Annotated in this window: 13 protein-coding genes; 11 read left to right on the top strand and 2 right to left on the bottom strand. The window is 39.4% G+C overall.

The features are described 5' to 3' along the window. The first annotated feature begins 83 nt into the window (after positions 1–83). The 7 genes from rnz to I5435_RS13620 all read left to right on the top strand — a co-directional run bounded on the left by rnz (position 84) and on the right by I5435_RS13620 (position 7,089). A complete protein-coding gene (gene rnz, locus I5435_RS13650) occupies positions 84–1,019 on the top strand; it encodes a ribonuclease Z (RefSeq protein WP_337982442.1) in 936 nt (311 codons plus the stop codon). 354 nt (positions 1,020–1,373) lie between these two features. Beyond that, entirely contained in the window at positions 1,374–3,368 is a 1,995-nt protein-coding gene (locus I5435_RS13645; protein ID WP_337982441.1) for a methyl-accepting chemotaxis protein, read from the top strand. A gap of 97 nt (positions 3,369–3,465) precedes the next feature. After that, the gene (locus I5435_RS13640; protein ID WP_024361094.1) at positions 3,466–3,696 is read left to right on the top strand and encodes a hypothetical protein; all 231 of its coding nucleotides are present in this window, start codon (positions 3,466–3,468) and stop codon (positions 3,694–3,696) included. 168 nt (positions 3,697–3,864) lie between these two features. Next, complete coding sequence (gene cdaS, locus I5435_RS13635) at positions 3,865–4,485, top strand: sporulation-specific diadenylate cyclase CdaS (RefSeq protein WP_337982440.1); 621 nt, start codon at positions 3,865–3,867, stop codon at positions 4,483–4,485. Positions 4,486–4,580: 95 nt separating this feature from the next. After that, on the top strand, positions 4,581–5,024 hold the full coding sequence (locus I5435_RS13630; RefSeq protein WP_337982439.1) for a MarR family winged helix-turn-helix transcriptional regulator: 444 nt from the start codon (positions 4,581–4,583) through the stop codon (positions 5,022–5,024). A gap of 54 nt (positions 5,025–5,078) precedes the next feature. Continuing rightward, complete coding sequence (locus I5435_RS13625; RefSeq protein ID WP_024361091.1) at positions 5,079–6,020, top strand: ring-cleaving dioxygenase; 942 nt, start codon at positions 5,079–5,081, stop codon at positions 6,018–6,020. A 13-nt stretch (positions 6,021–6,033) separates the two neighbouring features. Continuing rightward, positions 6,034–7,089: an LLM class flavin-dependent oxidoreductase gene (locus tag I5435_RS13620; RefSeq protein WP_337982438.1), complete on the top strand. Its 1,056-nt coding sequence runs from the start codon at positions 6,034–6,036 to the stop codon at positions 7,087–7,089. 95 nt (positions 7,090–7,184) lie between these two features. Here the strand turns inward: I5435_RS13620 and namA are convergent, their stop codons facing one another. Both namA and proC read right to left on the bottom strand, forming a co-directional pair. After that, positions 7,185–8,195, bottom strand: a complete 1,011-nt coding sequence (gene namA, locus I5435_RS13615; RefSeq protein WP_025219882.1) for an NADPH dehydrogenase NamA — start codon at positions 8,193–8,195, stop codon at positions 7,185–7,187. A 45-nt stretch (positions 8,196–8,240) separates the two neighbouring features. Further along, on the bottom strand, positions 8,241–9,047 hold the full coding sequence (gene proC, locus I5435_RS13610; RefSeq protein ID WP_258842063.1) for a pyrroline-5-carboxylate reductase: 807 nt from the start codon (positions 9,045–9,047) through the stop codon (positions 8,241–8,243). Positions 9,048–9,440: 393 nt separating this feature from the next. Between proC and I5435_RS13605 the strand changes: the two genes are divergently transcribed. From I5435_RS13605 to argH, 4 genes are all read left to right on the top strand, one after another. Beyond that, a complete protein-coding gene (locus I5435_RS13605; protein WP_443136930.1) occupies positions 9,441–10,388 on the top strand; it encodes an MBL fold metallo-hydrolase in 948 nt (315 codons plus the stop codon). A 9-nt stretch (positions 10,389–10,397) separates the two neighbouring features. Next, positions 10,398–11,153: an SDR family NAD(P)-dependent oxidoreductase gene (locus I5435_RS13600; protein WP_337982436.1), complete on the top strand. Its 756-nt coding sequence runs from the start codon at positions 10,398–10,400 to the stop codon at positions 11,151–11,153. Between the two features lie 183 nt (positions 11,154–11,336). Further along, positions 11,337–12,530, top strand: coding sequence for an argininosuccinate synthase (locus I5435_RS13595; RefSeq protein ID WP_024361085.1), 1,194 nt, complete (start codon positions 11,337–11,339; stop codon positions 12,528–12,530). An 80-nt stretch (positions 12,531–12,610) separates the two neighbouring features. Further along, entirely contained in the window at positions 12,611–13,984 is a 1,374-nt protein-coding gene (gene argH, locus I5435_RS13590) for an argininosuccinate lyase (RefSeq protein ID WP_024361084.1), read from the top strand. Positions 13,985–14,046: the final 62 nt, after the last annotated feature.

Here is a 14,046-nt window from a genome sequence, read left to right as displayed (position 1 = left end):
GGCGATTGCTTTCACCAAAGGTTTTTCTTATGTTTCGCAATAAGGTACAATAGAACAACAGAAAAAGAATTGAGGTGGCAGTTATGCAACTACATTTTTTAGGAACAGGAGCAGGCATGCCTTCGAAGGAGCGCAATACGAGCGCATTAATGGTTAAGCTATTAGAGGAAAACGGTGAAATGTGGCTTTTTGATTGTGGCGAGGCGACCCAGCATCAAATTTTGCATACGTCTTTAAAGCCACGTAAAGTGACAAAAATTTTCATTACACATTTACATGGCGACCATATATTTGGTTTACCTGGATTTTTGAGCTCACGTTCATTTCAAGGTGGAGATGAGCCGTTGACCATTTATGGCCCAGCCGGCTTACAACAATGGGTAGAGCAGACATTTGCTTTATCAAAAACCCATTTAACGTATCCATTGCAATTTGTAGAAGTACATGAAGGCGTCATTTACGAAGATGATAAATTTACGGTGCGTGCAAGTGAATTACGCCATGTCGTGCCCTGTTTTGGTTACCGTATAGAGCAAAAGGATTTACCTGGTGAGTTACTGATGGACAAAGTCCAATCCTACGGCGTACCGAAAGGACCATTGCTTGGACAGTTAAAGAAAGGACAAGATATTGCACTTGATAATGGCACCATTATTCAAGCAAAGGATGTTGTTGCACCTCCGAAAAAAGGCTTTACGCTTGCGATTTTGGGGGATACAAAATATTGTGAACAAGCCATTTCCTTGGCTGAACAAGCAGATGTTGTTGTGCATGAGGCGACATTTGATGGGAGTACTACGGATTTAGCTGCGAGCTATGGTCACTCTACCAATGTAGAAGCAGCGATGGTAGCAAGTAAAGCTGGTGCGAAATATTTACTTCTGAACCATTTAAGTGCACGTTTTTTACCACATGATTTACCAATTTTTTTAGCCCAAGCACAAGCCATTTTCCCACAAACCTTCCTTACATCGGACCAAGCGGTTTTTTATTGGAGTAATAATAATTTGTTATTTTAGTATAATTATATGCATTGGATGAAAAGTAATTATTTTGAAATTGAAACACCTATTTTAATGAGCCTTCATTAAAATAGGTGTTTTTCTATTGGGTCTATAAGTCTAGAAAAAGTCGTGGACAGAAAAAGTAAACTTCTAAAATAACTTATTTTTTTACAATAAATATGAGAAAAAGATCATTCTATTGGTATTTTTCTAGCAACTTTATAGATAGATAATTTTTTATTACAAATTAATGACAATTTCATCGTTAGAATAAATTTATTATTTAAAATTATGAAAAATTACATTAAATGTAGGGAAATGATGTTGTATGATGAAATAGAAACAATCCTACTTTAGGGGGAATAGTCAATGGGGAAATCAATGAAATGGAAAATGATGCTGGAAATTATGGCCATCGTGGTGTTAATAATTGGCGCATTTTCTGTTTACATTTTTCAGGCGACCTATAAAAGCGTCAAGAGTAATGGTGAGGCACTCGCTAGCTCAATTGTTATGGGCATGGAAGGGGCTATTCAATCCAGAGCAAAAGCAGAAGAAATTATGGAGAAGGAAATGATTGCGGAATCTGTGATGGCTTCGTACATTATTGACAAAGGTGCTACATATGAAGATTTAAAAGAAATCGCTGAACGAGGCGGGATTGACGAAATTTGGAGTACCGATGATAAAGGGAATACGGCAGTGACATCGGTAGCACCATATATTGATTTTAATTTTGGTTCCGATCCAAATGGACAAGCTGCTGAATATATGCAGCTATTAGATGGTCGCGCTACACAAATTGTGCAAAAAGCACAGATTCGCGACGTGGATAGCGAATTTTTTAAATTTGTTGGTGTTAATAGTTGGAATCCAGCTACACCGCAAATTATCCAAGTAGCAAGACACGGTCAACAACTGTTAGATTTAGAAGCTAGTATTGGCAGTGAATATTACATAAATGAACTAAACAAATATTTATCTAAAACGGTCCTTTTTGCAGCAGTTGTAAATGAACAAGGAGAGCCCATTGTTGCAACAACGGATAAAAATTTAACTAAGATTGGCTTTACGAAAGAGCAATTTACTTCGGCAAAAAATACTGAATTTTCTGGGCGTTATGATGGGAAACGTGTTACACAATATGTAAAGCCTTTATCAAATGGTACCTCTTTAGCAATTATTGTGTCGAATGAAGTGTTGTCGAATATACTATTGGGGACAATTATTGCCTCCATAATAGTCGTATGTGTTATATTCCTCATCACAGGCTTTTCAATTAATCGACAAGTTGCTCGCATTTTAAAAGTGCGTAATTCACTAGAAGATATTAGCAAAGGAGAGGCAGATTTAACGAAGCGGATTGATGTAAGTTCGAACGACGAGATTGGTCAATTGGTTACATCTTTTAATGGGATGATGGACAACTTCCAACACATTATGAGAGATTTAAAACAGGATGCTACACAAATAAAAGAGGCGACGTACATTATTCATGGAAATGCCCATCAAACTTTGGATTCAGCGCACAATATTCAAGACGAATCGCACCAAGTTGCACAAGCTTCATTTGGGCAATTAAAAAATACAGAAGATAGCGCCCAATCTATGGAAGAGTTAGCGCGTAGTATTCAGCATATTTCTGATTCGATTGCAGAAATTTCTACAATTTCTCGTAACACCGAAGAAAATGCCAATAATGGTTTGCACATTATGAATCGCTTGCAAAATCAATTGGAAGATGTTCATCAAAAAACAGATCTTTCAGTTGCGAGTATGCAGGAATTAGAAAAACTATCTGCAATGATTGGTGAATTTACGAATGTTATAACAGGTATTTCTGATCAAACGAATTTGCTAGCACTAAATGCATCAATCGAGGCAGCTCGTGCCGGTGAGGCTGGTAAAGGCTTTGCCGTTGTTGCGGAGGAAGTGCGTAAATTAGCAGAGGAATCGAAAGTTGCTGCAGATCGCATTTCACATGTTGTGATGAATGTCCAAAAAGAAACGACGAATATAGTATCTACTATCTATACAACAGCAGATGTTTTACATGCAGGTCACGCCATTGCAAGTGAGGCTCGACAATCCTTTGAAGGCATCCATAATGATGTGCAAGTGTTAGCTGAGCAAGTAGATTTAGTTTCTAGTTCAACGGAAGAAATTGCCGCGAGTACGGAAGAAGTAACCGCTACAATGGAAGATGTTTCATTATTAGCCAAGCAGACATCCGCTAGTGTAGATGCGGTTGCACAAAAAGCGCAAAATCAAGCAACGAGCATGAATGAGATGACGGCGATTATCGATATGCTAAATGGGACAGCAGAAAAACTAGAACAATCTGCTGGAAAGTATAAAGTATAATCGTTGACGTCGTATAATGAGTAGCGTGTCTTATTATAGAAATATAGTGCGTTTAATAGATGATTTCCGTATAATTAAGTAAAAAGGGAGTGGTTGAATGGATCAACAAAAGATGCCACCAGCTGTTTTACGTTTACTTGTTATCTTTCCCAACGTATTAAGCTATTTATTACTAGGCGGACTTATTATCTATGTTATTTCAAATTATGAAGTGTTAAAAACAACTGAAAGCTTGAAAGTATGGCTAATTCTTATTGCAGTTCTTGCCCCTGCAGCGGCCTATACAACTTTTAGCATTATAAAAAAAATTCGTGCTGGTCATATGTAGCAGTTATGACAACGCGTTGCATTTTTTGGATTATCAAAAGATGCAGCGTGTTTTTTTATTAGACTTTCAAAAATGGCAAAATGAGCGAAATACGAATAAAAAATTCCCTTCAAGGAAAACTAATAGGACGAAGTGGTGAATCATTATGTAGAAAAAGAGGTGTGTTACATGAAGCAATCAAACTGTGACGCTGCTCCACTAAAGCAAACAATAAAAGAAGAGCTTAAACAAGTCATTACTTCTTTACAGCAAAGTTTAGCCTCAATGGATTCTCAAGAAGATTGTCTACTGACAGATTTAGAGCAAATAAAAGGCAACTTTTTAACGATTGAAATGCAAGCGGCAACGTTTTATTTAAATTGCTATTTGTCCCCATTTACAGAAAAATACCCAGAACTATCAATTTGCGTGCAAAACATGTCAAAAAGACGACACGGTGGATTAATTGTCTTTGAAAGAAAAGACGCCGTAGATCATCTGATTAAGCCGGGAATTCATATTGGTGCAGAACTTACGCATTCTTTATTAGAATCTATTTTTTTCCCAGGTAATCCTCTCCATGACGGTGCTGTGTTAGTTAGAAGCAACCGCATTGTTTCAGCGGCCAATGTGCTTCCACTGTCAGATATTTATACCGGTGATAAAAAACTCGGTACAAGACACCGAGCTGCAATTGGTTTAAGTGAGCGTAGTGATGCCCTTATTATGGTTATATCAGAAGAAACGGGAAGAATTTCATTTGCTTTTAACGGAAGCTTACATCCGGTTACGTCACATGGAATTTTATAATTAAAAAAATATCTCATATTCGAGATATTTTCCTTGCACCGTTCTCACTTGCATGGTAAAGTGAGTTTACAGTTCGAGGAAGGGAGGGCGAAGTGATGGAAAAACATACACTCGGCTCACTTACATGGTTGCGGATGATGCGCTTTACCAATCAAAGTAATCAGCTATCGAATGAATTTTTAAAGCGTTCTAACTTAACAACTGCACAGTTTGATGTGCTCATTCAAATCAAAACCTATGCACCATTAACGCAATCACAACTAGCAGAAAAGGTTACTGTGACCCAAGGTGGTATGTCACGAATGCTTGCACGCCTTGAAAAAGAGGGGCTTATAGAGCGCAAGCAAAATTGGAAGACCAAGACGATATCGCTCACGGTAAAAGGGATGGAATTGATCGATGCTGCTACGCCAAGCCAACTTCACTTTCAATCCTCATTTTTTGAAGAGGTTTTATCAGAAGAAGAAATGAAAGCTTTATATACGCTGCTGTCAAAACTAGAAAAACATAGTAGAGAAAAAAAATTACCCCAGGTGTGATTTTTTTTACTTCATCACTTGCGTAGTCAAGTGAAAACATTAGGAGGACTTTATATGCAAAAAATTAGCGGTCATCATCATATTTCAATGTTAACGAAAAATGGCAAAAAGAATAACGATTTTTACACAAAAATCCTCGGTTTACGTCGGGTGAAAAAAACAGTCAATCAAGATTCTCCTTCGATGTATCATTTATTTTATGGAGATCTTACAGGGGCAGCCGGAACAGAATTAACTTTTTTTGAAATGCCTGTAGCTGGACGTACTGTCCGTGGAACGAATGCCATTACGCGCATTGGCTTATTAGTACCTAGCTATGATAGTTTACTATATTGGAAAAAACGTTTTGAGCTATTACAAGTGGAGCACAGTGATATTACAACATATGCAGGCAAAGATGCTTTGCTTTTTGAGGATCATGAAGGCTTGCGCATGGTGCTGTTAAATCATAATGGACAAGCAATACCAGCCGAGTGGCAAGCATGGGATGGGTCTGATATTGCATCAGCGCATCGTATTTTAGGGATGGGCACAGTTGAAATGACTGTTCGTTATTTACAGCGTACAGTAAATTTATTACAAGAGCTTTTTGACTATAGCGTTGTCACGGAAGATGACATAGAAGTACGACTTCAGTCAATTGCTGGCGAAACGTTGGGTGAAATCATTGTCAAGGAGTTGGAAGGACCAAGTGAAAAACCAGGTCGAGGAAGTATTCATCATCTTGCACTGCGCGTAGCTACAGTAGAAGAACTTCAACAATGGGATGCAGTAATTAAAGCGCACGGTTTAGACAGCACAGGCGTTGTCGATCGTTATTACTTCCAGAGCCTTTATTTTAGAGACCGTAATGGCATTCTTTTTGAAATGGCAACAGATGGGCCTGGTTTTACGGTAGATTCTGCTATAGAGGATTTAGGAAGAGAACTTGATTTGCCACCATTTTTAGAAGCACAGCGCACAGAAATTGAAGCGATTTTAGAACCACTCGATTAAAGGGGAGCGTACAATGGAAAATTATCGTATCGATCAATCAGCAGGTTTAGAATTTGGACTTTATTCACTCGGAGATCATATTCCGAACCCTTTAACAGGTCATCGGATTTCAGCTCAGCAACGTATACAAGAGCTAATTGAAATGAGCCAATTAGCGGAGCAAGCTGGCATTGATGTTTTTGGCGTAGGGGAAAGTCATCAGTCGTATTTTACAACACAGGCCCATACAGTCGTGTTAGGTGCCATTGCACAAGCGACGAAAAAAATAAAAATTGCAAGTTCTGCCACCGTGTTGAGTGTATCCGATCCAGTAAGAGTCTATGAGGATTTTGCCACCATCGATTTAATTTCAGATGGACGTGCGGAAATTGTAGCAGGTCGAGGGTCGCGCGTTGGAGCCTATCATTTACTAGGTGTCAATTTACAAGACTACGAAGAAATTTTTGAGGAAAAATTAGCACTGTTAAAAAAGCTCAATGAAGAAGAACTTGTGTCATGGGAAGGGCAGTATAGAGCACCGCTTCATAATGCGCAAATTTTACCACAGCCAAAAAATGGCGCATTGCCTATTTGGCGCGCGGTTGGTGGTCCTCCTGCAAGTGCCATAAAAGCTGGCTATATGGGCATTCCAATGATGTTAACGACATTAGGTGGACCTGCTATTAACTTTAAACCTTCCGTGGATGCTTATCGTGAAGCAGCTGATCGAAGTGGTTTTGATGCAGAAAAGCTACCGATAGCAACAACAAGTTTATTTTACGTGGCTGATACATCAAAAGAAGCTTTGCAAAAAATGTATCCTCACCTTAATGGAGGCTTCCAAGCAATTCGTGGGGGTGGTTATCCAAAACAACAATTTGCTGAAGCAATTGATACACGAGATGCCCTTATGGTTGGTAGTAAAGAACAAATTATTGAAAAGTTGCTTTATCAATATGAACTGTATGGCATGCAACGTTTTATGGCACAAATTGATTTTGGAGGCGTACCTTTCGATCAAATTATGAAGAATATCGAAATCATTGGCTGTGACATCATACCAGCAATTAAAAAATATACAGCAAAGTAAGTATGGGAATCGCCACTAACCTGAGCGCAATCGCCACAAAACGCTAAAAAAACGCTGATAGCTTGAAAGATTCCAAGCTATCAGCCAACTTTGTGTTACCAACCACGAACATATTGCACGGGCGGTTCGATTTTTGCGCCGAGTTCTTTGGCAGCATGCAGAGGCCAGTAAGGTTCGCGCAATAAAACACGACCTAAGAAAATTAAATCAGCACGATTATTTTGCAATATTTCTTCTGCATGTTGCGCAATTGTAATTAGACCCACTGCACCAGTAGGGATATTTGCGCCAAGTTTAATCGCTTCCGCATGTGGCACTTGGTAGCCAGGGAATGGATGAATATCTGCCTGTACGACTCCGCCAGTAGAGACATCCACTAAATCTACGCCTTGCGATTTCATCCATCGACTAAAGACGATAAAGTCCTCCATTGTTGTGCCATCTTGTGCATAGTCTTCAGCAGATACACGAACGAGTAGGGGACCTTCCCAGACGCTTCGGATGGCATCAATGACTTGACGCAATAAGCGATAGCGATTTTCCTGTGAGCCACCGTATTGATCGCTACGTTTATTTGTTGCAGGTGATAAAAATTCACTAATCAAATAGCCATGTGCGCCATGAATCTCCAACACATCAAAGCCTGCTTGACGAGCGCGCACAGCTGCATTTTTAAAGGCTTCAATAACATTGTCAATATCGGCAAGTGTCATCTCACGTGGTGTTTTATAAGCATCACTAAAAGCCATCGCGGAAGGGGCAAAGATTTCACCCTCTACAGTTGCTTTACGCCCTGCATGGGCAAGCTGAATGCCCGTTTTAGCTCCGTAAGCTTGCATATTTGTTACTAATTGTTGTAACCCTTCGATATGAGCGTCATCCCAAATACCAAGGTCATTACTAGAGATGCGTCCTTCAGGTACTACAGCAGTAGCTTCCAATAGTATTAAACCAATTTGCCCAGCGGCGCGTGTTGCATAATGCACAAGATGGAATGGTGTTACAAGTCCGTCTTCCTTCGCAGAATACATACACATGGGGGCCATGACAATGCGGTTTTTTAAGGTAATCGATTGCAATTGGTATGGTTCAAATAATTTCGTCAATTCAAGCCCTCCTAATTCCTAGTTATTACCTCTATTTTGCATGGATTATTTGCTTTTTGCAAGCGCGCGAGATCGAGCTTCTGCTTCTTTAATGCATGCTTCAATCGCTGCATTAAATTGATACTGTTCAAGTGCTTTAATGCCAGCTTCTGTTGTACCACCTGGACTTGTCACTTTTTTACGAAGGACATCAGGTTCGTCAATAGATTGTTTGAGCATTTCAGCTGTACCAGCAAGCGTTTGGGTCATAAGAAGTCTGACAGTATCTTTTGACAGCCCTACTTCTATACCAACCCGTTCAAAAGCTTCCATTAGATAATAAATATAAGCAGGACCACTTCCAGAGAGTGCTGTAACGGCATGTAATTGGTCTTCCTCCACTTCAATTACAGAACCAACAGCTTCTAATAATTGTAAAAACATGGCGCGCTGTGTAGCCGATACTTGCGCATTAAATGCAATGCCACTTGCCGACATGCCAATTGTTGCAGAAGTATTAGGCATTACGCGAGCGACTGGACGTAATCCTAATTGCTCAGTGATCGTGCTAATAGCAATGCCAGCTAAAATGGATAGAATGGCCGTATGTTCAGTTATTTTGTTTTTCAGTTCAAGCATTGCCTTGATGGCATCCTTTGGTTTCATCGCCAAAATAATCAAGTCTGCTTGCTGGTATATCGCATCCTCTATGCTAGTCTGGACGCCATACGTATCGTGTAAAAACTGTAAACGTTCCTTATCTGAGCGATTGGTGACATAAATTTCGTGTGGTGTAAATACGTTCTGTTTTATCCAGCCGTGCATCAATGCTTCTGCCATGGAGCCAGCACCGATAAATAAAATTTTTTTCATAGGAAAAACCTCCGATTCAAAATAAAAAAGCGCTCTCGTCCTTAAATAGAAGGACGAAAACGCTGTCGTTTCCGCGGTACCACCTTTGTTTGCCAATTCGGCACAACTCTTAGCCCTTTTATCGCAAGGGGGAACGGTTATGTTGTCATAACTGCTCAGAAGTAGGTTCTGTATTGGGAGTGGGTGATGTTACTTGCAGCAAATGTAACACTCTCTAGACACCTTCACCATTTACATACTTGGCTTCCTCAACGCACATCTAATAATTTGATTATTCAAAATTATAGTAATAATACGTCTAGCTGTCAACAGGAGGGTGACTTGAGAAAGAAAAACTTGTAAAATAGGTGAATGAGTATTCATTATTTACTTACACTAAAGGGGGAGACAGCTTTGTCGATACACAAAATAGAAATTCCAACACCCTATGACGTAGGAGATGTCAATGCATTTATTGTCAAAGGTGATGCATTAACGATTTTTGATGTTGGTCCGAAAACAATGGAAGCTTATGATGCACTGAAATGGGGTATTCGGGCAGCTGGCTTTGATTTACAAGATATTGAACAAGTTGTGTTAACCCATCACCATCCTGATCATGCAGGTTGGGTGGATGCTTTTCCACATGCAGAAATTTTAGGCCATGCCTATAACGATAAATGGTTACGACATGACGAAGATTTTTTACGTTATCATGAGCAGTTTTACAGTGAGCGTTTGTTCGAACACGGGGTTCCACAGGCATATATTGAGCATAGTGTCCATGTTCGACGGGAATTAGAGCTTGTAGGGGAGCGACCATTAACCCAAATTTTATACGATGGCGATGAAGTTCCAGGTCATCCCGGGTTAAAAGTATTTGAAACATTAGGGCATGCGCAAAGTCATTTTATTTTTTGGGATGAAAAATTACATTATGTAATTGGTGGAGATTTATTATTAGAAAAAATAACTCCTAATCCATTAATCGAACCACCGTTAGATCGCACATCAGGTCGTCCAAAATCATTGTTACAATATAATGCTTCACTAGAAATATTGCGTCAATTGCCAGTGAATATTATGTATACAGGGCATGGCGCAAATTTAGAAGATATACCAGCTCTCATTGATAAGCGACTAGAAAGACAACACCAACAATCCATGAAGGTCTATGAGTTACTAGGAAATGATCAGCTAACCGTTGTACAAATGACAAAGCGTTTATATCCTTCGATTTTTCAGCATCAACTAGGCTTAACATTATCTAAAACACTTGGGCATTTGGATTATTTAGAGGCAAATCATCTTGTGGTTTCAGGGAAAAATGAGGAAGGTATCTATTTGTATAGAAGAAAGTAGGGTTCATACATGAAAATGAATAAAAAGACAATCTTTGTAACAGGTGCAACGAGTGGTGTAGGGCTAAAAATTACAGAATTATTAGTTGCTCAAGGCCATCATGTATATGCAACAGGGCGTAATGAGGTAGCGTTAAAAACATTACAACGTTTAGGTGCCAATGTGATACAAGCTGATTTAACGTCACTTACAGCAATTGATGAAGTATGTGCGCAACTGCCTCCGCTCGATGTAGCCATTTTTTCTGCGGGAGTTGGTAAATTTGCTATTGCGCCTTTGTTATCGGATGAAAATATAAGCGAAATGCTGGAGCTCAATGTGCGCGTGCCAATGTATTTAGCAAAACGTCTAGCTGCACCAATGATTGCGCGTGAACAGGGGCAACTAATTTTTATCGGTTCACAGGCCGGCAAAGTCGCTACTCCGAAGGCTAGTGTTTATGCGGCAACAAAGCATGCCATTGTTGGTTTTACCAATGGTCTGCGTATGGAGCTAGCACCCTATAATATTAAAGTAACAGCCATTCACCCGGGACCAATTGATACACCATTTTTAGATAAAGTAAATGATGAAAGCGGTTATCGTGAGTCTCTAGGTCGATTTATTTTAACACCTGAAGAAGTGGCACAGGCGACAGTAAAAACGATAGAGCGCCCAGTTCGAGAAGTAAACTTGCCCAAAATAATGGGCTTGACGAGTAAACTATATGCTCTAGCGCCTGCTACAATCGAATTTTTAGCCAAACCACTATTCAATAAGAAATAACGGTGCCAAATAACGGTACCAGTCACCCGAAAAATTCTGAATATTTTGTGTGTCAGGCACCAACTATTTTTTTATAAAAATGCACTTGTATTTATTTTTATAACATGATACTATTCGTGTATAAACTTTTAAGTGAATGTATAAACATACATATCATATAGAGCAATTGGAGGCGCATTTTGTATGGCAAATAAAAAAGTAGTTTTAGCATACTCAGGCGGTCTTGATACTTCTGTAGCAATTCCGTGGTTAAAAGAACAAGGTTGGGACGTTATCGCAGTTTGTCTAGACGTTGGTGAAGGAAAAGATCTTGAATTTGTAAAAAATAAAGCACTTCAAGTAGGTGCTATTGAATCATATATGGTGGATGCAAAAGATGAATTCGCTGAAGGATACGCACTTATTTCATTACAAGCACATACTTGGTACGAACAAAAATACCCATTAGTATCAGCACTTTCTCGTCCTTTAATTTCTAAAAAGTTAGTGGAAATTGCTAACCAAGTGGGTGCGGATGCAGTAGCTCACGGTTGTACAGGTAAAGGAAACGACCAAGTTCGTTTCGAAGTGTCAATAAAAGCATTAAATCCAGACTTAGAAGTACTTGCTCCTGTACGTGAGTGGGGTTGGAGCCGTGATGAAGAAATCGAATATGCAATGAAACATAATGTACCGATTCCGGCAACATTAGATTCACCATTCTCAATTGACCAAAACTTATGGGGCCGTGCAAACGAAGCAGGCGTAATGGAAGATCCTTGGGTATCTCCACCAGAAGAAGCGTATGGCTTAACGGTTTCTGTTGAAAACGCGCCAAATGAAGCTGAATATGTAGAAATCGAATTTATTGCTGGTAAACCTGTAGCTTTAAACGGCAAAGAAATGAAGCTTGCTGATTTAATTCAAGAACTAAATGCAGTAGCAGGTGCACACGGTGTTGGCCGTATCGACCATGTTGAAAACCGTTTAGTTGGTATTAAATCTCGTGAAGTATACGAAATTCCAGGTGCAAAAGTACTGTTAACTGCTCATAAAGAGCTTGAAGATTTAACACTTGTGAAAGAACTAGCACACTTCAAACCAGTGATTGAGAAAAAATTATCTGAATTAATTTATGATGGTTTATGGTTCTCTCCTTTACGTGATGCATTACAAGCATTCCTTGCTGAATCACAACAATACGTAAATGGTACAGTACGTGTGAAACTTTACAAAGGTCATGCCATTGTAGAAGGACGTAAATCACCAAACTCATTATACAACGAAAAATTAGCAACATACTCTAAAGAAGACCAATTCAACCACGCATCTGCTGTAGGCTTCATCGAATTATGGGGTCTGCCAACAGTGGTTAACTCTTCAGTTAATAAAAAATAATTATTAAAAGTAGGGTGTAGTGTAGCATGAACGCTGTACTGCACCTTTTCGATAAGTAATTTAGGAAAAGGTGAGCTGTTATGACAAAACTTTGGGGCGGACGTTTCCAAAAATCAGCAGAAGCATGGGTCGATGAGTTTGGCGCATCCATCGGCTTTGACCAGCAACTTGTATTGGAAGACCTAGAAGGTAGTGTCGCACATGTCACGATGCTTGGTGCAACGGGAATTTTACCAGCAGAGGATGTAGAAGCTATTCTTGGCGGTCTCGCACAATTACAGGAAAAAGCAGTCGCTGGTGAGCTTGAATTTACTGTTGCCAATGAAGATATTCATTTAAACCTTGAAAAAATGCTCATTGATTGCATAGGACCAGTTGGTGGTAAACTGCATACAGGCCGTAGCCGTAATGACCAAGTGGCAACGGATATGCATATTTTCTTAAAGAAACGTGTAAAGGAAGCCATTGATTGTATCGAGACATTCCAAAAAACGTTACTAGAAAAAGCAGAGGAGCATGTTGAAACAATTGCCCCAGGTTATACGCATTTACAACGTGCACAGCCAATTTCTTTTGCACATCATCTAATGGCATACTTTTGGATGCTTGAACGCGATAAACAACGTTTTACGGAATCCATTAAACGTATTGATATCTTACCATTAGGTGCTGGTGCCATGGCAGGGACAACTTTCCCGATTGATCGTCTAAAATCAGCGGAGCTACTTGGTTTTAGTGAAGTGTATGCGAATTCTATGGATGCTGTAAGTGATCGTGATTTTATCGTCGAATTTTTAAGCAATTCATCCTTATTAATGGCGCATTTATCTCGTTTTGCTGAGGAAATCATTTTGTGGTCAACAGATGAATTTAAGTTTATCGAATTGGATGATGCATTCTCGACAGGCTCATCTATTATGCCACAGAAGAAAAATCCAGATATGGCGGAGTTAATTCGCGGTAAAACTGGTCGTGTTTATGGTAACCTAATGGGCTTACTGACAGTTCTAAAAGGAACACCGTTAACATACAACAAGGATATGCAAGAAGACAAAGAAGGAATGTTCGATACAGTGCATACAATTCTTGGCTCTTTAAAAATCTTTGAAGGTATGGTACGCACGATGACCGTCAATACGGAGCGTCTGCACAAGGCAGTCCACTCTGACTTCTCAAATGCTACGGAATTAGCAGATTACCTTGCAACAAAAGGCATGCCGTTCCGTGAAGCACATGAAGTAACAGGTAAATTAGTGTTTACATGTATTCAAAAAGGCATTTATTTATTAGATTTACCGATTGAAGACATGAAAAAAGAAAGCGAGCTTATCGAAGCGGATATTTATGATGTATTAGCACCTGAAGCCGCTGTGCGCCGTCGTCATTCATTAGGTGGTACTGGTTTCGATCAAGTCAATATTCAAATCGCTAAAGCAAAAGCTTGTCTTTCTTAACTATTTTGCGTGCAAGTCCTTTGAGACATTTGCATAGATATTCATTAAAGCTGTCCAGAGAG

The sequence above is a fragment of the Lysinibacillus sp. C5.1 genome, from assembly GCF_016350185.1.
GTDB lineage: Bacteria > Bacillota > Bacilli > Bacillales_A > Planococcaceae > Lysinibacillus > Lysinibacillus sphaericus.
The sequence above is the reverse complement of the archived record's forward strand: the minus strand, read 5'-3'. Positions and strand labels throughout refer to the sequence as shown.